The organism is Pseudomonas sp. FP453, assembly GCF_030687495.1.
In the GTDB taxonomy this organism is placed as follows: domain Bacteria; phylum Pseudomonadota; class Gammaproteobacteria; order Pseudomonadales; family Pseudomonadaceae; genus Aquipseudomonas.
The window spans coordinates 5,678,741-5,699,214 of sequence record NZ_CP117435.1; the positions used below are offsets into that span (position 1 = coordinate 5,678,741).

Consider the following 20,474-nt stretch of genomic DNA (forward strand, 5'->3'; position numbering starts at 1 on the left):
TCGTGAGAACGTGAAAAGTAATTCGGTAAGTGTCGGTTTTACAGGCTCCGAGTGTACCCGAACAACTTTTCAGACACATAGGGTCCACTTGTGACTGATTGGTATTTTTAAGTCATCAGAGCGCAAATGCCTCCGCCGGCAGACTCATCAGGCATTCGCTGCCCGCCTCTACCGCGGCGCGGTGCGTAGCGGTACGTGGCAACAAGCGTTTGAAGTAGAACTCGCAAGTGGCCAGCTTGGCCTTGGCGAAGTCGGCATCATCCTGCTCAAGGGCAGCGATCGCCATGCGCAACCACAGGTAGGCGAGTACCACGTAGCCGCTGTACATCAAGTAATCCACCGCCGCCGCGCCGACCTCATCGGGGTTCTTCATGGCGGCCATACCGACCTTGGTGGTCAGCTCGCCCCATTCCCCATTCAGTTGATTGAGTTGCGCCACATAAGCCTTGAGCTGAGGATGCTCGGCGTTTGCCCCGCAGAACTTATGCACAATTTTGGTAAACCCGCGCAGCAACTTGCCTTGGCTGCCGAGCACCTTGCGCCCGAGCAAGTCGAGGGCCTGGATGCCGTTGGTGCCCTCATAGATCGGCGCAATCCGCGCATCACGCGCCAGTTGCTCCATGCCCCATTCGCGAATGTAGCCGTGGCCGCCGAATATCTGCATGCCGTGGTTAGTCACCTCAAGGCCCGTGTCAGTCATAAAGGCCTTGCAGATCGGGGTGAGGAACGCCAACAGGTCTTCGGCCTCCTGGCGCTGCGCCGCGTCGCTGCTCAGGTGCGCGGTGTCGAGCAACTGCGCGGTGAAATAGGTCAGGGCGCGGTTGCCTTCGTTGAAGGCTTTCATGGTCAGCAACATGCGCCGCACGTCGGGGTGCACGATGATCGGGTCGGCGGCTTTGTCCGGGGCCTTGGCGCCGGTCAGCGCGCGCATTTGCAGGCGGTCGTTGGCGTACTTGATCGCGCCCTGGAAGCTCGCCTCGCCGTTGCACAAGCCCTGCATGCCGGTGCCCAGGCGCGCGTGGTTCATCATGGTGAACATGCAATTGAGGCCTTTGTTCGCCTCGCCGATCAGGAAGCCCTTGGCTCCGTCGAAGTTCAGCACGCAGGTGGCCGACGCCTTGATGCCCATCTTGTGTTCGATGGAGCCACAGTGCACCGCGTTGCGCGCGCCGGAGTCGGCATGGAACTTGGGCACGATAAACAACGAGATGCCCTTGGTGCCCGCCGGCGCGTCCGGCAGCTTGGCCAGCACCAGGTGGATGATGTTCGCGCTCATGTCGTGCTCGCCGGCCGAGATGAAGATCTTGCTGCCGGTGAGCGCATAACTGCCGTCCGCCTGGGGCACGGCGCGGGTCTTGATCAGGCCCAGGTCGGTGCCGCAGTGGGCTTCGGTGAGGCACATGGTGCCAGTCCACTCGCCGGCAGTGAGTTTGCTCAGGAACGTGTCTTTCTGCTCAGCGCTGCCGTGGGCGTGGATCGCCGACATGGCGCCGTGGGTCAGCCCTGGATACATGCCCCAAGAGGTATTGCTGGAGCCGATCATCTCGCTGAGCACCAGGCCCAGGGATTGCGGCAAGCCTTGGCCGCCGTAGGCCGGATCTGCCGCCACGCCGTGCCAGCCGCCTTCCACATATTGGGCGAAGGCTTCCTTGAAGCCCTTGGGCGTGGTGACCACGCCATTATCGAAATGGCAGCCTTCTTCATCGCCACTGCGGTTCAGCGGGGCGAGCACGTTTTCGCAGAATTTCGCGCCTTCTTCGAGGATCGCGCTGACCATGTCCGGGCTGGCGTCGGTCGCCCCCAGCGCAGCGTAGTGGCCGTGGAAATCAAACACGTTGTCGATCAGAAAGCGCATGTCGCGCAGGGGAGCTTTGTAGTCAGGCATGGCAATGTCTCCGGCAGCAGATGGCTTCAACCTACTGCTGGCAACACGCCCGGACAATCACTGTAGCGCTGCTGAATACAGCGCCATTACTCAACCGGCAGCGCTTTCCATGCGCACCGCGCCACGCCGGGTTTGCCCGGCCGCGATCACGCAATTGCGCCCCGCCCCCTTGGCGGCGTACAGCGCCTGGTCGGCGGACTTGAGCACTTCTTCGCTGGTGCGCTGCTCAGCCTGGCGCTCGGCCACGCCGATACTCACGGTCACCGACACACTGGTTGCACCGCTGCCCACGCGCCGCTGGCGACCTTGCTGATCGTCCTGCGGGCGGTCCGGGTTGCGCAGCTTGATGTCGTAGTTGGCGATGATCTCGCGGATCTCTTCCAGGTGCGGCATGCATTCGTCCAGGGTCTTGCCGGCGAACACCACGGCGAACTCTTCCCCGCCATACCGATACGCGCGCCCGCCACCGTTGACCTTGGCCAACTTGCTCGCCACCAGGCGCAGCACCTGGTCGCCCACGTCGTGGCCATGGGTGTCGTTGAAGCGCTTGAAGTGATCGACGTCGGTCATGGCCAGTACGTAGTTGCGCCCCAGGCGCTGCATGCGTTCGTTCAGCGCACGTCGCCCCGGCAAGCCGGTCAGCTCGTCGCGGAAGGCCATTTGATAGGCCTCGTGGGCCACACCGGCGGCGATCATCAGCATCACCTGGCTGCACATGATGTTGAGGGTGAACGGCAGGATGAAGGTTTGCGGCAACATCCAGAACAACCCGACAAACCCCACCAGTTGCGCCGCGTGCAGCGGGCGTGGCTGATACCAGTACTGCGCCGCGAGGGTCAGGAAGCCGATCAGGAACATCGGGTACGACAGCTGGATCAGGCTCATCCAACTGCCGTGCAGCGCCGGCCAGCGAATCTCGGCCAGCCAGTTCAGCAGCGCCTGGGGATAACTTTGCTCCAGCGCCAACGCCACGCTGCCGACGGCAAACAGCACCGCACAGCGTGCGACGAAGTCACGAAACAGGTGGGTCTTTTCCTGCCACAGTGCGTAGATGCTGAACAACAGCGGCAACAGCAGGCAACACAGGTGGAACACCACGGCGGCGTCTTCGCGCACGCGGCCGTTGTCGCGGTAGTAATCGGTCTGGGTATCCAGCAGGAAGTAGGCGATATACACCGTGATCATCAGGAACAGTTCGCGCTGGCGACGATACACCGCGCAATACGCACCGCCGAGCAACAGCACCAGGGTCGGCAGCACGTTGAACAGCGAGGTGAAGAAGACGTTGAGGTCCTTGACGTACGCAGCCGAGAGCCCGGCCAGCAACAGCAGCAACGAAGGGAGGAAATGACTGAACCGTACAGCGGACACGCGTGACAAGGGTAAAACTCCGACCCGCAAATGAATGATGGCACTGTGCCTGTATGCAGACAGTTAAGCACAACCTGGCACGCATGTATCACATTGCCATCACTGTAACGGCAGCCGGTCGCAATCCCTGAGTGCTGCACTGGGGTTTTTTATCGCCCACAAAAAAGCCGCCGCTCCCGTGAAGGAACGGCGGCTCTGGAAGTGAACCCGGTAAGGCTTAGTAAGCCAGGCCGAAGTCTTCTTCTTTCATGTCCATCAGGTTGTTGGCACCCGACAGCATGGTGGCTTTATGGGCCAGGGTCCGCGGCAGGATGCGCTGGAAGTAGAAGCGCGCGGTCTGCAGCTTGGCGGTGTAGAACGCCTCTTCTGTGGTGCCGGCAGCCAGTTTCTCGGCGGCCAGGCGCGCCATGTCGGCCCAGAAGTAAGCCAGGCACGCGTAACCGGAGTACATCAGGTAATCCACCGAGGCGGCACCGACTTCTTCGCGGTCTTTCATCGCGGCCATGCCGACCTTCATGGTCAACTCGCCCCACTCTTTGTTCAGTGCCACCAGCGGTGCAACGAATTCCTTGACGGCTTCGTTACCTTCGTTGGCCTGGCAGAACTTGTGCACGATCTTGGTGAAGCCCTTGAGCGCTTCGCCCTGGGTCATCAGCACTTTGCGGCCCAGCAGGTCGAGTGCCTGGATGCCGGTGGTGCCTTCGTACAGCATCGAAATGCGGCTGTCGCGCACGTTCTGCTCCATGCCCCACTCGGCGATGAAGCCGTGGCCGCCGTAGATCTGTACGCCGTGGTTGGCGGATTCAAAACCGACTTCGGTCATGAACGCCTTGGCGATCGGGGTCATGAACGCCAGCAGGCCGTCGGCTTGCTTCTTGGCTTCGTCGTCGGTGCCGTACTTGACGATGTCCACTTGCTTGGCGGTGAAGTACACCATCGCACGATTGCCTTCGGCGAAGGCTTTCATGGTCAGCAGCATGCGGCGCACGTCGGGGTGCACGATGATCGGGTCAGCGGCTTTGTCCGGCGCTTTCGGGCCAGTCAGGGAACGCATTTGCAGGCGGTCGCGGGCATATTTCAGGCCGCCCTGGAAGCCGATCTCGGCGTGGGACAGGCCTTGCAGCGCAGTGCCCAGGCGCGCGGTGTTCATAAAGGTGAACATGCAGTTCAGGCCTTTGTTCGCCGGGCCGATCAGGAAACCGGTGGCCGCGTCGAAGTTCATCACGCAGGTGGCGTTGCCGTGGATGCCCATCTTGTGTTCCAGGGAACCACAGGTCACCGCGTTGCGCGCGCCAATCGAACCGTCTGCATTCGGCAGGAACTTCGGCACGATAAACAGCGAGATGCCTTTGGTGCCAGCCGGTGCGTCCGGCAGGCGGGCCAGGACGATGTGGACGATGTTGTCGGCCATGTCGTGTTCACCGGCCGAGATGAAGATCTTGGTGCCGGAGACTTTGTAGGAACCGTCAGCCTGAGGCTCGGCCTTGGTGCGCAGCATGCCCAGGTCGGTGCCGCAGTGTGGCTCGGTCAGGCACATGGTGCCGGTCCATTCGCCCGACACCAGCTTGGTCAGGTAAGCGTCTTGTTGCTCAGGGGTGCCGTGCTCGGAAATGGTGTTCATCGCACCGTGGGACAGGCCCGGGTACATGCCCCACGACCAGTTGGCCGCACCGACCATCTCGCTCACCGCCAGGCCCAGGGATTCCGGCAGGCCTTGGCCGCCGTGCTCCACGTCGTGGGCCAGGCTTGGCCAGCCGCCTTCGACGAATTGTTTGTAGGCTTCTTTGAAACCCGTAGGGGTTTTAACGCCTGACTCACTCCAGGTACACCCTTCGATGTCGCCCACGCGGTTCAACGGTGCCAGTACTTGCTCACAGAACTTGGCGCCTTCTTCGAGAATGGCGTCAACCACCATGTCCGGGGTAGCGTCCTGGCAAGCCGGCAGGCTTTGATAGTGCGCTTCATAGCCAAGCAGTTCGTCACGAACGAAGCGAATATCACGCAAGGGGGGCCTTGTAGTCAGGCATAGCGATAAACCTCTGCTGATGTATCTGGAATGAACAACCGCGTGGATTTGTTGTGGCGGTCAAACAGGTGTTTGAAACATACGTTTACGACCTGGGGATGTCAAGACGCCGTTTGTCATGACGCGAATCAATGACGCGCACGGCGATGCTTGCGGCGGGTTACCACAGCAGATCGAGTGTAGAAGTTCATCAGAACAGCAGAGGTCAAATGTGGGAGCTGGCTTGTGTGGGAGCTGGCTTGCCTGCGATGCAGGCGCCGCGGTGCATCAGGAAGACCGAGTTGAGGCCATCGCAGGCAAGCCAGCTCCCACAGAAAGAGCCAGCAAGCCTGAAGAGAGGGGATTAAGCGTAAGTGTCGATCAAGGTGCCGAGCATTTCATCCGAAGCCTTGGCAACCTTCGCGCCCAGCTCCACTTGAAACTTGCCTTGCGCCATCTCGACCATATTGCTCGCCGAGTTGGAAGGCTGGGCACGGTCATTGGCGCGCAAACGATCTACCTGCGCATCCGAGGGCTGGGTCGTCGCGGCGCTGGCAATTTTGCCGGCGGCCTGGTCGACACGGTTCTGCCCGGTCTGAATGGTGCTCAGGCCCGAATAAAACGCGCTGCTTCCAGAGATGTCCATGGCGTAAGCCTGCCTTTAGAGAATCGTGAACGCTGATTGAAGCAGAGAAACCGGCAAAACACCCGTCAAAAACACTAATGGCACAATGCCTTAGTGATAGCCAAAATCAGTCAAGCAGGTCCAGTTGCAAGTATTCCGCCACCGCCTCGGCCCCGGCGTGCTTGAGTTTCGGCACACGGCCCAGGCAGGGCGCCGGCAGGCGTTCGGCCAGGGTGGCGAGGTTTTCTTCCAGACGAGAGGTCTTGGGGTCGATGATATTCGCCACCCAGCCCGCCAGCGGCAAACCATCCCGCGCAATGGCTTCGGCGGTGAGCAATGCATGGCTGATGCAACCCAGGCGCACGCCCACCACCAGGATCACCGGCAGCTTCAACGCGATGGCCAGGTCCGACAGGTTGGCCTGGTCGGCCAAGGGTACGCGCCAGCCGCCCGCGCCTTCGATCAGGGTGAAATCCGCGTCCCGCGCCAACACCTGCTGCATGGGCTTGAGCAGCGATTGCACCGTGAGCGCAACGCCGGCTTCCCGTGCCGCCAGATGGGGCGCGATGGCCGGCTCGAATGCCACCGGATTCACCTCGGCGTAACTCAGCGGCAATGAACACTCGGCCAACAACGCCAGTGCATCGGCATTGCGCAGGCCCTTGGGCGTGACCTGACAACCGGATGCCACCGGCTTGCCTGCGGCGGTACTTTTGCCGGCTTGTCGCGCCGCGTGCAACAGCCCGGCGGCGACGGTGGTCTTGCCGACGTCGGTGTCGGTGCCCGTAATGAAATAAGCGGCGCTCATAACGGTTTCTCCAGTACTGCGTAGACCACCTGATAAGTCGCCGGCAGGCCCTGGGCCTGACGGAACTGCTCGTAAGCGTCCACCAGTGCAACAATCCGCGCGCGCCCCGTCAACCCTCCCGGCCGGCCCGGGTTGAGGTTATGCGCGCCCAACGCCTTCAATTCATGGGTCAGGCTGCGCACGTCCGGGTAATGCAGCACATGGGGCTGGCGCGCCAGGCTGACCACACGCAAACCGCTGGCCGCGCACAACTGCTGATACGCCTCGAAGGTACGGAAGCGGTTGACGTGCACCAGGCCGTCCGCCGCCCGCCAGCTTTCACGCAACTCATCCAGCGTGCCCACGCACAGGCTGGCGAACGCCAGCACACCACCGGGTTGCAGCACGCGATAGGCCTCGCTGAGCACCGCCTCGAAATTCGCACACCATTGCACGGCGAGGGAGGAGAAGATCAGCTGCAAGCTTTGAGCTTTAAGCGGCAAGCGTTCGGCGTCGCCTGCGATGAAGTGGTGTGCGCCGCCCAGAGGCCGGGCGTGGTTGAGCATGCCCTCGGCAATGTCCAGCGCCACGCCTTGGCTGGCGGGCAAACGTTCGCCCAGCACACGGCTGAAGTATCCCGTGCCACAGCCCATGTCCAGCCAGCGCGGTGGCGCAAAACCGGACGGCAAACGTGCCAGCAACTCGCTGCCGACGGCCCGTTGCAACGCAGCCACGCTGTCATAGCTGGCCGCCGCACGGGAAAACGACGCCGCGACCTGGCGCTTGTCCGGCAAGGCGCCCGGCAGTTGGGGGTGGGATAGATCAGTCATCGACGCACTCATGCAAAAAAGCCTGGATGGCCCCCGCGACACCGTGGGGGTCTTCCAGAAGAAAAGCGTGACCGGCCTGTTCAATCAGGCCGATTTCAACATCGGGCAGCACGCTCAGCAGGGCGCTGGCCGCCTCGGCGGGCACCAGTTCATCCAGCCCGGCGAACAGGTGCATCTGCGGGCCGCGATACGCCAGCAAGGCGTCGCGGGTGTCGAGTTGGGCGAGCAGTTCAAGACCGCCCATCAACACGCGGGACTGCGTATTCGGTGCTCCGCTGACCAGCAAACGCGCCAACCCACGCGGGTCCGCGGCGCCCTTGGCGCACAACAGGCCGAAGCGTTTGAGGGTGACTTGGGAATCTGCATGGCAACCGGCGAGGAAGGCGTCGAAGGTCTCGGCGGGCATCGCACTCGGCCAACCGTCATGGGCGACGAAACACGGGTTGCTCGCCAGGGTCAGCAGGCCGCAGCAGCGTTCGCCGCGCCGCGCCGCCAGTTCCGTGGCGAGCATGCCGCCGAGGGACCAGCCGCCCAGCCAGGCGTTGTCCGGCAAGGTGGCGTCGAGTTCATCCAGCCATTCGTCGAGGTCGCTGGACGCCAGCGCCGGCAACGGCTCGATCTGCACCCGCAGGTGTTCGTCGAGGCCCTGCAAGGCGGCGGCCAAGGGTTCCAGCGGCGATACGCCGAGGCCCCAGCCGGGCAACAAGATCAGTCGATCACGCATGGTCGGGCTCCGTGGCGCCTAACAAGCGGAAACACTCTTCCAATGCGTTTAACAATAGCTGCACCTGCGCCTCGGTGTGGGCCGCCGTCAAGGTCACGCGCAAACGCGCGCTGCCGGCCGGCACGGTGGGCGGGCGGATCGCGGTAACCATCAGGCCACGCTCGCGCAGCATCTGCGACAGGCGCACGGCCTTGGCGCTGTCGCCGATCAGGATCGGCTGGATCGGCGTAAAGCTCGCCATCAGATCCAGGCCCAACTGCTCGGCGCCCTGGCGGAACTGGCGGATCAGGCCGTTGAGGTGCGCGCGCCGCCAATGCTCGGTGCGCAAAAGCTCCAGGCTTTTCAACGTGGCGCAGGCCAGCGCCGGCGGTTGGCTGGTGGTGTAGATATACGGCCGGGCGAACTGGATCAGGCTTTCGATCAGCTCTTCACTGCCGGCCACAAAAGCGCCCGCCGTGCCAAACGCCTTGCCGAGGGTGCCGACCAACACCGGCACGTCCTCCTGGCTCAAGCCGAAGTGCTCGACGATCCCAGCGCCGGTGGCGCCCAGCGGACCAAACCCGTGGGCGTCATCCACCATCAGCCACGCGCCTTTTGCCCGCGTTTCACGGGCCAGTGCAGGCAGGTCGGCCAGGTCGCCGTCCATGCTGAACACGCCGTCGGTGACCACCAAGGTGTTGCCGGTGGCCTTTTCCAAACGCTTGGCCAGGCTGGCGGCGTCGTTGTGCAGGTAGCGATTGAAGCGCGCACCGGACAGCAAACCGGCATCCAGCAGCGAGGCGTGGTTAAGCCGGTCCTCCAGCACCGTATCGCCCTGCCCCACCAGCGCCGTGACCGCGCCGAGGTTGGCCATGTAGCCGGTGGTGAACAGCAGCGCGCGCGCGCGACCGGTGAGGTCGGCCAGGGCTTCTTCCAGTTCATGGTGTGGCGTGGCATGCCCCACCACCAAGTGCGAAGCCCCACCGCCCACCCCCCAGCGGGACGCACCGGCGCGCCAGGCTTCGATCACATGTGGGTGATTGGCCAGGCCCAGGTAATCGTTGTTGCAGAACGCCAGCAACGGCTGGCCGTCCACCACCACTTGCGGGCCTTGAGGGCTTTGCAGCAGCGGACGTTGGCGATAAAGGTGTTCGGCACGGCGGGCAGCGAGGCGCGCGGAGAGATCGAAAGACATGCTGGCCTCGGTAGATCAGGTGAACTCGATCCAATGTGGGAGCTGGCTTGCCTGCGATAGCGGTCTGTCTGACACATTTATGTTGAATGTGCCGCCGTCATCGCAGGCAAGCCAGCTCCCACAGTTGGATTGCATTTCAATCAAACAGCGGCGTTGTAGAACTGCTCGCTGCTCTTCTGCTCCACCAACGCCTGCTCGATCGCCGCCTGATGCACCTCATCGGCGTGCTCTTCACGCGCCTCCGGCAAGATCCCCAAACGCGAGAACAGCTGCATGTCCTTATCCGCCTGCGGGTTGGCGGTGGTCAGCAACTTGTCGCCGTAGAAGATCGAGTTGGCACCGGCAAAAAACGCCAGGGCCTGCATCTGCTCGTTCATCGCTTCACGGCCGGCCGACAGGCGTACATGGGACTGCGGCATGAGGATGCGCGCTACAGCGAGCATGCGGATAAAGTCGAACGGGTCGATGTCCTCGGCGTTCTCCAGCGGCGTACCGGCCACCTTCACCAGCATGTTGATCGGCACCGACTCCGGATGCTCCGGCAGGTTGGCCAGTTGGATCAGCAGGTTGGCGCGGTCGTCGAGGGACTCGCCCATGCCGAGGATGCCGCCGGAGCAGATCTTCATCCCCGAATCACGCACATACGCCAGGGTTTGCAGGCGCTCGCTGTAAGTGCGAGTGGTGATGATCGAACCGTAGAACTCCGGCGACGTATCAAGGTTGTGGTTGTAGTAATCGAGACCGGCCTGGGCCAGGGCTTCGGTCTGCTCCTGGTCGAGGCGACCGAGGGTCATGCAGGTTTCCAGGCCCATGGCCTTCACGCCCTGGACCATCTGCAACACGTAGGGCATGTCCTTGGCCGACGGGTGCTTCCACGCGGCGCCCATGCAGAAGCGCGTCGAACCGATGGCCTTGGCGCGCGCAGCCTCTTCGAGGACCTTCTGCACTTCCATCAGCTTTTCTTTTTCCAGGCCGGTGTTGTAGTGGCCCGACTGCGGACAATATTTGCAATCTTCCGGGCAGGCGCCCGTCTTGATCGACAGCAGGGTCGACACTTGCACACGGTTGGCGTCGAAATGCGCGCGGTGCACGGTCTGCGCCTGGAACAGCAAGTCATTGAACGGCTGCACAAACAGCGCTTTGACTTCGGCGAGGGACCAATCGTGACGCAAGGTGGCGGTGGTGCTGGCGCTCATGGGCGATTCCTTGATTATGCTTGGGCAAGCGCTGCGGGACGGGCAATACCCACAGACACGACACGGATGCTCGGCATATTTAAGGAAGATTCATGCACTGTCAACCTGAGCACAAACACCAGGTTTACATCTGGTTAAAAAACGCACACACCTGTTTAATCTGCGATGAAGCGACACACGCCAGCCATTGTGTATGCAACGTCTGCGAAACCGAGCTGCCGTGGTTAATGGAACAGTGCGCCATATGTGCCCTGCCCTTGCCGATGGAGGGCCTGATATGCGGCCCGTGCCTGAAAAAACCGTCCGCCTTTAAACAGGTGATCGCCCCCTGGACCTACAGCTTCCCCATCGACAGCCTGATCAGCCGCTTCAAGCACCAGGCACGCTGGCCCCTCGGGCACATGCTTGCGCGACTGTTGGGCCAGCACCTGCAACATCGCTTCGACAACAGCGGACTGACCCGCCCCGACTGCCTGCTGCCGGTGCCCATGGCGCGCAAACGCCTGCGTGAGCGCGGCTTTAACCAGGCACTCATGATCGCGCGCTGGCTCAGCCAAGACCTCGACATCGCCGTGGATGAACACCTGCTGTTACGTCCGCAAGACACCGTCGCGCAACAGGCCCTCGACGCCAAAAGCCGCCAGCGCAACCTGCTCACGGCCTTCGCCCTGGCTACCAGCGCCGACGTGACGGGCCGCCACTTCGCCCTGGTGGACGATGTGCTCACCACCGGCGCCACCGCCCACAGCCTCGCCCGCCTGTTGATCAATGCCGGCGCACGCCGCGTCGACGTGTATTGCCTGGCCCGCACCCCCAAACCGGGCGCATGACTTGACGCCGCCGCGCCTTGCCCGCAACGTTCGGTTTATCTCATCCAAGCGTGTCGCCATGTCTCTGCCAGCCTCCCTCAGCCAACACATCATCCGCCGCCCCCAGCGCATTGCCTTGCTGGGGCATATCGCCGAACAGGGCTCGATCACCCGCGCGGCAAAAAGCGCCGGCTTGAGCTACAAGGCCGCCTGGGACGCCATCGACGAGCTGAACAACCTCGCGCAAAAGCCCCTGGTGGAACGCAGCGTCGGCGGCAAGGGCGGTGGCGGCGCCAAGCTGACCGCCGAGGGTGAGCGGGTGTTGCGTCTCTACCAGCGCCTGCAAGTGTTGCAGGCCGAACTGCTGGGTTCGGATGAGGCCGCCAGCGACTTCAACCTGCTCGGCCGCCTGATGCTGCGCACCAGCGCGCGCAACCAGTTGCACGGCCAAGTCATGGCGATTGAAAGCCATGGCCGCAACGACCTGATCCGCCTGCAACTGGCGGGCGGCCTGACGTTGCAAGCGCAGATCACCCACGACAGCACCCAGCGCCTGGAACTGGAGACCGGCGTGGAAGTGGTCGCGTTGATCAAGGCTGGCTGGCTGGAATTGTTGGCTCCCGGTGCTGCTGCAACACCTGGACACAATTGCATGGGCGGCATGATCGAGATGGTTCTCGCCGCCGACGACGGCCCCAGCGAAGTGCGCATCGCCCTGCCGAACGGCCAGGTTCTGTGTGCCCTAGCCCAGCCCGACGCACTCAAGGCCCTGGGCGCCGCCGAGGGCGAGGCGATCCAGGTGCAATTCGCGCCGAGCAATGTGTTGCTCGGCACACCGGTGTAGGCAACGCTCGCCGTCAAACTGCAACAATTTCGTCACGCGCGCTCCTTAAGGTGTCTGCAAAAACCGCAGGGAGCCTGAGATGAGCCTATTAGAAGAAAACCAAGCCACCGACCTTGAACAGATGGTCGGCCTCACCCGCCGCCGCTTTATCGGCGCCGGTGCCCTGTGCGGCGCGGCCATGTTCCTCGGCGGCAACCTGCTGAGCCGCAGCGCCATGGCCGTCAACGCCGCCTCCGCCAGCCCGTTGCTGGGTTTCACCAGCATCGCCGCCGCCACCAGCGACGCCATTACCTTGCCACCGGGCTACAGCGCTTCGGTGCTGATCAGCTGGGGCCAACCGCTGAGCAAGACTGCACCGGCCTTCGACCCGTCCGGCAACGGCACCGCCGAGGCCCAGGAACAGCAATTCGGCGACCACAACGACGGCATGAGCCTGTTCGCCTTCCCCGGCGAAGACAACCGCGCGCTCATGGCGATCAACAACGAATACACCAACTACCGCTACCTCTTCGCCCACGGCGGCGCGCCACAATCGGCCGAAGAAGTGCGCAAGGCCCTGGCCAGCGAGGGTGTCTCGGTGATTGAAGTACGGCGCAAGGGCGACACTTGGCAATTCGTCCAGGACTCGCGCTACAACCGGCGCATCCACGGCAACTCGCCGATCCGCCTGGGCGGCCCCGCTGCCGGCCACGCCTGGCTGAAAACCGGCGCCGACAAAACCGGCACCAAAGCCCTCGGCACCTTCCAGAACTGCGCCAACGGCAAGACGCCATGGGGCACTTATCTGACCTGTGAAGAGAACTTCACCGACTGCTTCGGCAGCAGCAACCCACAACAAACCTTCAATGCCGGGCAAAAGCGCTACGGCGCCGTGGCCGCCAGCAAAGAGATCAACTGGCACCAGCACGACCCGCGCTTTGACCTTGCTAAAAATCCCAACGAGCTCAATCGCCACGGCTGGGTGGTGGAAATCGATCCGTTCGATCCCAAATCCACCCCGGTCAAGCGCACCGCCCTCGGCCGCTTCAAGCACGAAAACGCAGCGCTGGCCGAAACCCGCGACGGCCGCGCCGTGGTGTACATGGGCGACGATGAACGCGGTGAATTCATCTACAAGTTCGTCAGCCGCGACAAGATCAACCACAAGAACCCCAAGGCCAACAAAGACCTGCTGGACCACGGCACCTTGTATGTGGCGATCTTCGACGCGGGCGACGGCAACGCCGACCATCCCAAGGGCACCGGTCAATGGGTCGAGCTGACCCACGGCAAGAACGGCATCGACGCCAGCAGCGGTTTCGCCAGCCAGGCCGAGGTGCTGATCCACGCGCGCCTCGCCGCCAGTGTGGTGAAAGCCACGCGCATGGACCGCCCGGAATGGATCGTGGTCAGCCCCACCGACGGCCAGGTCTATTGCACCCTGACCAACAACGCCAAGCGCGGCGAAGACGGCCAGCCGGTGGGCGGCCCCAACCCTAGGGAGAAAAACGTCTACGGCCAGATCCTGCGCTGGAAGGCCGACGCCGATAACCACGGCGGCCACACGTTCACCTGGGACCTGTTTGTGGTGGCCGGCAATCCGGGCGTGCATGCCGGAACGCCGAAAGGTGGCTCATCGAATATCAACCCGCAAAACATGTTCAACAGCCCCGATGGCCTGGGTTTCGACAAGGCCGGGCGCCTGTGGATTCTTACCGACGGCGACTACAGCAACGCAGGCGACTTCGCCGGGATGGGCAATAACCAGATGCTGTGTGCCGACCCGGCCACTGGGGAAATCCGCCGGTTCATGGTCGGACCGGTGGCATGTGAGGTGACGGGCATCAGCTTCTCGCCGGATCAGAAGACGCTGTTTGTGGGGATCCAGCACCCGGGGGAAACCGGCGGCTCGACCTGGCCGGAGCATCTGCCGAACGGCAAGCCGCGCTCGTCGGTGATGGCGATTCGGCGGGATGATGGTGGGATAGTCGGCGCCTGACAGGGCCTTATCGCAGGCAAGCCAGCTCCCACAGTTGAAGGTATTCACAACTCCAACTGTGGGAGCTGGCTTGCCCGCGAAGGCGTCCCCACAGCCACCGCCTATCTATGCTGTTACCATACCCGGCCGGACGCGGCGCCCTGCTGCGCGCAGGAGTTCGCATGGCCCACCCGTTTGAAACACTCACCCCCGATCTGGTCCTCGACGCGGTCGAAAGCATCGGTTTCCTCAGCGATGCGCGCGTCCTGGCGCTCAACAGCTACGAAAACCGCGTCTATCAGGTGGGCATCGACGACGCCGAGCCGCTGATCGCCAAGTTCTACCGCCCGCAGCGCTGGACCAACGAAGCGATCCTCGAAGAACACCGCTTCACCTTTGAGCTGGCGGAATGCGAAGTGCCGGTGGTCGCGCCGCTGATCCACAACGGTGAAAGCCTGTTCGAACACGCCGGTTTCCGTTTCGCCCTGTTCCCCCGCCGCGGCGGCCGTGCGCCGGAGCCGGGCAATCTCGACCAGCTCTATCGCCTCGGGCAACTGCTGGGCCGTTTGCATGCGGTGGGTGCCACCCGCCCGTTCGAACACCGTGAAGCCCTGGGTGTGAAAAACTTCGGTCACGATTCCCTCAACACCCTGCTCGAAGGCAACTTTATCCCCAAGAGCCTGCTGCCGGCCTACGAGTCCGTGGCCCGCGACCTGCTCACGCGCGTGGAAGAGGTGTACAAGGCCACGCCCCACAAGAACATCCGCATGCACGGCGATTGCCACCCCGGCAACATGATGTGCCGCGACGAGATGTTCCACATCGTCGATCTGGATGACTGTCGCATGGGCCCGGCGGTGCAGGACCTGTGGATGATGCTCGCCGGTGATCGTCAGGAATGTCTGGGACAGTTGTCGGAATTGATGGACGGCTACCAGGAATTCCACGACTTCGACCCGCGCGAACTGGCCCTGATCGAACCGCTGCGCGCCTTGCGTCTGATGCATTACAGCGCCTGGCTCGCGCGGCGCTGGGATGACCCGGCGTTTCCCCATAGCTTCCCGTGGTTTGGCAGCGAACGTTATTGGGGCGACCAGGTGTTGGCGTTGCGCGAACAGCTGTCGGCCCTCAACGAAGAACCCCTGAAACTCTTCTGACCCAACCCTCTCCCCTGTGGGAGCTGGCTTGCCTGCGATGACGGCTGCACATTCAGCATGAATGTGTCTGAACGACCGCTATCGCAGGCAAGCCAGCTCCCACAGAAAAGCGCCACCCATGACCCGATAAATATCCTTACAATCGCGCTTTGTTAGCTGCCTAAGCAAGGATTCTGCAATGCACGCCGCCAACCCCCGCAAGGGTTACATCCTGGGCCTGAGCGCCTATGTCATCTGGGGCCTGTTCCCGCTCTACTTCAAAGCCATCGCCAGCGTCCCGGCCGCCGAAATCATCGTGCACCGCGTGTTGTGGTCCGCGCTGTTCGGCGGTTTGTTGCTGATGGTGTGGAAGCACCCCGGCTGGTTCCGTGAACTGCGCGACAACCCCAAGCGCCTGGCGATCCTGGCCCTCAGCGGGTCGTTGATTGCGGGTAACTGGCTGACCTACGTGTGGTCGGTGAACAGCGGGCGCATGCTCGAAGCGAGTCTGGGTTACTACATCAACCCGTTGGTGAATGTGCTGCTGGGCATGCTGCTCCTCGGCGAACGCCTGCGGCGCTTGCAGTGGGCCGCGGTCGCGCTGGCAGCGGTGGGTGTGGCGCAGCAGGTGTGGCAGGTGGGCAGTTTGCCGTGGGTGTCGCTGGTGCTGGCGCTGACCTTTGGTTTCTACGGTTTGATCCGCAAACAGGCGCCGGTCAAGGCACTGCCGGGGCTGGTCGTGGAAACGTGGATGCTGGTGCCGATTGCCGTGGCGTGGTTGTTGTTCAACCCCACCGCCCACAGTGCACAACTGGCGTTCTGGAGCACGTCCGAAGCCTGGTGGCTGGTGGCCGCAGGCCCGGTGACGCTGATCCCGCTGGTGTGTTTCAACGCCGCCGCACGGCATTTGCCCTACACCGCATTGGGCTTTTTGCAGTACGTCGCGCCGACCCTGGTGCTGCTGGAAGCCGTGCTGCTCTTCGGTGAACACCTGGCACCGAGCACGTTGATTGCCTTCGCGTTTATCTGGGCCGGCCTGGTGGTCTACAGCGTGGATGCGTGGCTGAGCGTGCGCAAACGCTGATCAAATAACGTACAAACCTCTGCAAGCCACAGCCGGCGTGGCTTGCAGACATCCACCCCAAGGTTATCCACAGCCTGATCCCCGCCATTTGTGCACAAGCTTTTGAAATTGCTCGTTTTTTGCTCAAACAGTGAAGACGCCCGGCCGGCGTGGCCTGGCGCCGGGTCTCTACAGGTTATCCACAGGCCCATGCAAGATTTTCATGCATAACCTTGTGGGCAGATTATTCCTCGTGATGCAGTTCCACCATCAGGTCGTCGGCCAGGGTTTCCAGGGATAGCTGCAAGGTATCCAGGGACAGCGCCGCGGGCACCTGCAACAGCGCCTCGGCGGTGAACAGCGGGTCGCCGCTCATCGGCGCCGGGCGTACATCGGTGCTCAGGCTCTCCAGGTTCACCCCCTGCTTGCTCAGCAGCGCGGTGATCTCGCGCACGATGCCTGAACGGTCATTGCCCACCAGCGTCATCATGATGGATCTGGACGCGCTAGCCTGCCCACTGCTGCCCTCGCCCACCAGCACGCGAATGCCGTGTGTGGATAAGTCGTCCAGCGCGCCCACCAATGCCTGACGGTTTTCTGTAGGAACACTGACCCGCAAGATCCCGGCAAATTGCCCCGCCATGTGGGCCATGCGGCTTTCCAGCCAGTTGCCGCCGTGGGCGGCGATGTTCTGCGCAATACGTTCAACCAGGCCGGGTTTGTCGGCGGCGATAATTGTGAGTACAAGATGGTCCATGGCGATGCCCTCTGGAATTCAATCTACAAGGTGGACTCGACGGCCACCGAAAACAAATCGTGTACCATTTTTAGATTTATCTGGAACAATCCAATAGTTTTTTGAGAACATCCCGTTCTCCGCTGTGACCGTACGACCAAAGTGGGTCGCTAAACGACGTATTTAGTCTAATTTTCACAACCGCAAGTCATCATGTAGTATGCGCAACCTGGCACTACATAATGAAAATCTAAAAAGCGCTTAAGCTGTGCAGAGTGAGGCAAGCAATGACTGAACACGTTCAAGTCGGTGGCCTGCAGGTCGCCAAAGTCCTGTTCGACTTCGTGAACAACGAAGCCATTCCCGGCACCGGCATTACTGCCGACCAGTTCTGGGCCGGTGCCGACAAGGTCATCCATGACCTGGCACCGAAGAACAAAGCCCTACTCGCCAAACGCGACGATTTCCAGGCGCGCATCGACACCTGGCACCAGACCCACGCCGGCCAGGCCTACGATGCGGTGGCCTACAAAGCCTTCCTGCAAGACATCGGATACCTGCTGCCAGAAGCCGCAGACTTCCAGGCCACGACCCAAAACGTCGACGACGAGATCGCCCGCATGGCCGGCCCGCAGCTGGTGGTGCCGGTGATGAATGCGCGCTTCGCCCTCAACGCCTCCAATGCCCGTTGGGGCTCGCTGTATGACGCGCTGTATGGCACCGATGCCATCAGCGAAGCCGACGGCGCCGAAAAGGGCCAGGGCTACAACAAAGTGCGTGGCGACAAAGTGATTGCCTTCGCCCGCGCCTTCCTTGACGAAGCCGCGCCGCTCAGCGCCGGCAGCCACGTCGACTCCACCGGTTACAAGATCGTCGACGGCAAGCTGATCGTCAGCCTCAAGGGCGGCAGCAACAGCGGCCTGCGCGACGACGCGCAACTGATCGGCTTCCACGGCGACGCGGCACAACCCACCGCCGTGCTGCTGAAACACAATGGCCTGCACTTCGAAATCCAGATCGACGCCAGCACCCCGGTCGGCCAGACCGACGCCGCCGGCGTCAAAGATGTGCTGATGGAAGCCGCGCTGACCACCATCATGGACTGCGAAGACTCCGTCGCCGCCGTCGATGCCGATGACAAAGTGGTGATCTACCGCAACTGGCTCGGCCTGATGAAGGGCGACCTGGCCGAAGAAGTGGCCAAGGGCGGCAAGACCTTCACCCGCACCATGAACGCCGACCGCGTGTATACCGGCGTAAATGGCCAGGACGTGACCTTGCACGGCCGTTCGCTGCTGTTCGTGCGCAACGTCGGTCACCTGATGACCATCGATGCGATCCTCGACAAAGACGGCAACGAAGTGCCGGAAGGCATCCTCGACGGCCTGGTCACCAGCCTGGCGGCGACCCACAGCCTCAACGGCAACAGCAGCCGCAAGAACAGCCGCACCGGCTCCGTGTACATCGTCAAACCGAAGATGCACGGCCCGGAAGAAGCCGCGTTCACCAACGAGCTGTTCGGTCGCATCGAAGACGTGCTGAAGCTGCCGCGCAACACCCTCAAAGTCGGGATCATGGACGAGGAACGCCGCACCACGGTCAACCTCAAGGCCTGTATCAAGGCGGCCAGCGAGCGCGTGGTGTTTATCAACACCGGCTTCCTCGACCGCACCGGCGACGAAATCCACACATCCATGGAAGCCGGCGCGATGGTGCGCAAGGCGGCAATGAAAGCGGAAAAATGGATCGGCGCCTACGAAAACTGGAACGTCGACATCGGCCTGAGCACCGGCCTGCAAGGCCGTGCGCAGATCGGTAAAGGCATGTGGGCGATGCCCGACCTGATGGCGGCGATGCTCGAACAGAAAATCGCCCACCCACTGGCCGGTGCCAACACCGCCTGGGTACCGTCGCCGACCGCCGCTGCGCTGCACGCGCTGCATTACCACAAGGTCGACGTCTTCGCCCGCCAGGCCGAACTGGCCACGCGCGAACGCGCCTCGGTGGACGACATCCTGACCATTCCTCTGGCGACCAACACCGATTGGTCCGACGAAGAAATCCGCAATGAGCTGGACAACAACGCCCAGGGCATCCTCGGTTATGTGGTGCGCTGGATCGACCAGGGCGTCGGCTGCTCGAAAGTGCCGGACATCAACGATGTCGGCCTGATGGAAGACCGCGCCACCCTGCGCATCTCCAGCCAGCACATCGCCAACTGGCTGCGCCACGGCATCGTCAACGAAGCCCAGGTGCTGGAAAGCCTCAAGCGCATGGCGCCGGTGGTGGACCGTCAGAACGCTGGGGATAAGTTGTACCGCCCACTGGCACCGGATTTCGACAGCAACATCGCGTTCCAGGCGGCGGTGGAGTTGGTGATTGAAGGCACCAAGCAGCCGAATGGCTATACCGAGCCGGTGTTGCACCGTCGGCGTCGGGAGTTCAAGGCTAAAAACGGCCTGTAAATGAAAAAAGCCCTGGTTGAGAGACCGGGGCTTTTTCTTTGGGGAGTTGTGGTGAATGTGGCGGCCCCATCGCAGGCAAGCCAGCTCCCACAGTTGACCGAGTTCCTACAGGATGTACGCGGTCAACTGTGGGAGCTGGCTTGCCTGCGATGGGGCCCGCCCAGTCACCCCAAAAATCAGGCCGCCATCCCCAACTCCCGCTTGACCATCTTCGCCAACTTCACGCTATCAATCGGCTTGAGCAAAAAGTCCACCACGCTCAGATGCATCGCATCGATCACATCCAATGCTTCGGCGTCCCCCGACATGATGATGATCGGCAACGCCGCCCGTGTGGACTCGCGCACCTTGCGGATCAGCTCCAAACCGTTGCTGGGCGCCATGCGCAGGTCGGTGATGAGCAGACCAATGGAACCGCTGGACTGCAACAATGCCCACGCCGCCTCGCCACTCTCGGCGGTCATGCAGCGAATACCGTCCAGCCCGAGGATTTCCGCCAGCAGTTCACGGGCGTCCTTGTCGTCATCGACGATCAACACCCGTTGCGGCGGTAAATCAGGCTCCAGCATCACGGCGCTCAGCGCCTCGCGCTCGGCATCACTCAAAATATCGTGGTCGGACATACGGTTCTCAGCAGTTCTCATCAATCTCCCAGCACACTCGTCAGACATCTGCGGAAGGGCGAACAATGTGCACTTCGTCGGAAAGTTTGCCTAGTGGGCGTTCTACGGGTTTTGCACAATCTTCATGTAAGGTTTTTCCCTAGGTTTACGCCGGCTCCCGGGACCTAGACTTACGTCCAATGGGCACCCGCCCCGCAGGAGCCGACCATGCAGGACGATAACGACAATAAAATTGCGGTCACTG

Annotated in this window: 16 protein-coding genes and 1 pseudogene; 6 read left to right on the forward strand and 11 right to left on the reverse strand. The window is 62.4% G+C overall.

Annotated elements, in window-relative coordinates; all coding sequences use genetic code 11:
• Positions 1-115: 115 nt before the first annotated feature.
• From PSH87_RS25960 to bioB, 9 genes and pseudogenes are all read right to left on the reverse strand, one after another.
• Positions 116-1,885 carry an acyl-CoA dehydrogenase C-terminal domain-containing protein gene (locus PSH87_RS25960; RefSeq protein WP_305431592.1) on the reverse strand — a complete coding sequence of 590 codons (1,770 nt, stop codon included), beginning with the start codon at positions 1,883-1,885 and terminating at the stop codon, positions 116-118.
• Between the two features lie 90 nt (positions 1,886-1,975).
• Positions 1,976-3,265 (reverse strand): diguanylate cyclase, encoded by a 1,290-nt coding sequence (locus PSH87_RS25965; protein ID WP_305431594.1) that lies wholly within the window; start codon positions 3,263-3,265, stop codon positions 1,976-1,978.
• A gap of 208 nt (positions 3,266-3,473) precedes the next feature.
• A pseudogene (locus tag PSH87_RS25970) lies at positions 3,474-5,283 on the reverse strand (phenylacyl-CoA dehydrogenase).
• 342 nt (positions 5,284-5,625) lie between these two features.
• Positions 5,626-5,907 (reverse strand): hypothetical protein, encoded by a 282-nt coding sequence (locus tag PSH87_RS25975; protein WP_017739535.1) that lies wholly within the window; start codon positions 5,905-5,907, stop codon positions 5,626-5,628.
• Positions 5,908-6,013: 106 nt separating this feature from the next.
• Positions 6,014-6,694, reverse strand: coding sequence for a dethiobiotin synthase (gene bioD, locus PSH87_RS25980; RefSeq protein ID WP_017739536.1), 681 nt, complete (start codon positions 6,692-6,694; stop codon positions 6,014-6,016).
• Positions 6,691-7,503: a malonyl-ACP O-methyltransferase BioC gene (gene bioC, locus PSH87_RS25985; RefSeq protein WP_017739537.1), complete on the reverse strand. Its 813-nt coding sequence runs from the start codon at positions 7,501-7,503 to the stop codon at positions 6,691-6,693. Before bioC ends, bioD begins: the two co-directional genes overlap by 4 nt.
• Positions 7,496-8,227, reverse strand: coding sequence for an alpha/beta fold hydrolase (locus PSH87_RS25990; protein WP_305431595.1), 732 nt, complete (start codon positions 8,225-8,227; stop codon positions 7,496-7,498). The genes bioC and PSH87_RS25990 overlap by 8 nt, the downstream gene beginning before the upstream one ends.
• Complete coding sequence (gene bioF / locus PSH87_RS25995; RefSeq protein ID WP_305431596.1) at positions 8,220-9,401, reverse strand: 8-amino-7-oxononanoate synthase; 1,182 nt, start codon at positions 9,399-9,401, stop codon at positions 8,220-8,222. Before bioF ends, PSH87_RS25990 begins: the two co-directional genes overlap by 8 nt.
• A gap of 140 nt (positions 9,402-9,541) precedes the next feature.
• The gene (gene bioB / locus PSH87_RS26000; RefSeq protein ID WP_017739540.1) at positions 9,542-10,597 is read right to left on the reverse strand and encodes a biotin synthase BioB; all 1,056 of its coding nucleotides are present in this window, start codon (positions 10,595-10,597) and stop codon (positions 9,542-9,544) included.
• Between the two features lie 92 nt (positions 10,598-10,689).
• Here bioB and PSH87_RS26005 point away from each other — a divergent pair, with 92 nt between their 5' ends.
• From PSH87_RS26005 to rarD, 5 genes are all read left to right on the forward strand, one after another.
• Positions 10,690-11,427, forward strand: coding sequence for a ComF family protein (locus PSH87_RS26005; RefSeq protein WP_305431597.1), 738 nt, complete (start codon positions 10,690-10,692; stop codon positions 11,425-11,427).
• A 58-nt stretch (positions 11,428-11,485) separates the two neighbouring features.
• Positions 11,486-12,250, forward strand: a complete 765-nt coding sequence (locus PSH87_RS26010; RefSeq protein WP_017739542.1) for a TOBE domain-containing protein — start codon at positions 11,486-11,488, stop codon at positions 12,248-12,250.
• 79 nt (positions 12,251-12,329) lie between these two features.
• On the forward strand, positions 12,330-14,228 hold the full coding sequence (locus PSH87_RS26015; protein ID WP_305431598.1) for a PhoX family phosphatase: 1,899 nt from the start codon (positions 12,330-12,332) through the stop codon (positions 14,226-14,228).
• 161 nt (positions 14,229-14,389) lie between these two features.
• Positions 14,390-15,364, forward strand: a complete 975-nt coding sequence (locus PSH87_RS26020; RefSeq protein WP_305431600.1) for a serine/threonine protein kinase — start codon at positions 14,390-14,392, stop codon at positions 15,362-15,364.
• A gap of 178 nt (positions 15,365-15,542) precedes the next feature.
• Positions 15,543-16,427, forward strand: coding sequence for an EamA family transporter RarD (gene rarD, locus PSH87_RS26025; RefSeq protein WP_017738471.1), 885 nt, complete (start codon positions 15,543-15,545; stop codon positions 16,425-16,427).
• Positions 16,428-16,650: 223 nt separating this feature from the next.
• On the opposite strand, the gene PSH87_RS26030 is transcribed toward rarD, so the two are convergent.
• The gene (locus tag PSH87_RS26030) at positions 16,651-17,163 is read right to left on the reverse strand and encodes a glycine cleavage system protein R (protein WP_305431601.1); all 513 of its coding nucleotides are present in this window, start codon (positions 17,161-17,163) and stop codon (positions 16,651-16,653) included.
• 266 nt (positions 17,164-17,429) lie between these two features.
• On the opposite strand from PSH87_RS26030, the gene PSH87_RS26035 reads away from it, so the two are divergent.
• Positions 17,430-19,607: a malate synthase G gene (locus PSH87_RS26035; RefSeq protein ID WP_305431602.1), complete on the forward strand. Its 2,178-nt coding sequence runs from the start codon at positions 17,430-17,432 to the stop codon at positions 19,605-19,607.
• Between the two features lie 176 nt (positions 19,608-19,783).
• Here the strand turns inward: PSH87_RS26035 and PSH87_RS26040 are convergent, their stop codons facing one another.
• Positions 19,784-20,230 carry a response regulator gene (locus PSH87_RS26040; RefSeq protein WP_017738467.1) on the reverse strand — a complete coding sequence of 149 codons (447 nt, stop codon included), beginning with the start codon at positions 20,228-20,230 and terminating at the stop codon, positions 19,784-19,786.
• Positions 20,231-20,474 lie beyond the last annotated feature (244 nt).

Bases quoted from the DNA above. Each gene is read 5' to 3' on its own strand.
- PSH87_RS25990 (WP_305431595.1), bottom strand. From the start codon at position 8,227: ATGCGTGATCGACTGATCTTGTTGCCCGGCTGGGGCCTCGGCGTATCG.
- bioB (WP_017739540.1), bottom strand. From the start codon at position 10,597: ATGAGCGCCAGCACCACCGCCACCTTGCGTCACGATTGGTCCCTCGCC.
- PSH87_RS25975 (WP_017739535.1), bottom strand. From the start codon at position 5,907: ATGGACATCTCTGGAAGCAGCGCGTTTTATTCGGGCCTGAGCACCATT.
- rarD (WP_017738471.1), top strand. From the start codon at position 15,543: ATGCACGCCGCCAACCCCCGCAAGGGTTACATCCTGGGCCTGAGCGCC.
- PSH87_RS26015 (WP_305431598.1), top strand. From the start codon at position 12,330: ATGAGCCTATTAGAAGAAAACCAAGCCACCGACCTTGAACAGATGGTC.
- PSH87_RS26010 (WP_017739542.1), top strand. From the start codon at position 11,486: ATGTCTCTGCCAGCCTCCCTCAGCCAACACATCATCCGCCGCCCCCAG.
- bioD (WP_017739536.1), bottom strand. From the start codon at position 6,694: ATGAGCGCCGCTTATTTCATTACGGGCACCGACACCGACGTCGGCAAG.
- PSH87_RS25960 (WP_305431592.1), bottom strand. From the start codon at position 1,885: ATGCCTGACTACAAAGCTCCCCTGCGCGACATGCGCTTTCTGATCGAC.
- bioF (WP_305431596.1), bottom strand. From the start codon at position 9,401: ATGTCTTTCGATCTCTCCGCGCGCCTCGCTGCCCGCCGTGCCGAACAC.
- PSH87_RS26035 (WP_305431602.1), top strand. From the start codon at position 17,430: ATGACTGAACACGTTCAAGTCGGTGGCCTGCAGGTCGCCAAAGTCCTG.
- PSH87_RS26030 (WP_305431601.1), bottom strand. From the start codon at position 17,163: ATGGACCATCTTGTACTCACAATTATCGCCGCCGACAAACCCGGCCTG.
- PSH87_RS26005 (WP_305431597.1), top strand. From the start codon at position 10,690: ATGCACTGTCAACCTGAGCACAAACACCAGGTTTACATCTGGTTAAAA.
- bioC (WP_017739537.1), bottom strand. From the start codon at position 7,503: ATGACTGATCTATCCCACCCCCAACTGCCGGGCGCCTTGCCGGACAAG.
- PSH87_RS26020 (WP_305431600.1), top strand. From the start codon at position 14,390: ATGGCCCACCCGTTTGAAACACTCACCCCCGATCTGGTCCTCGACGCG.
- PSH87_RS26040 (WP_017738467.1), bottom strand. From the start codon at position 20,230: ATGTCCGACCACGATATTTTGAGTGATGCCGAGCGCGAGGCGCTGAGC.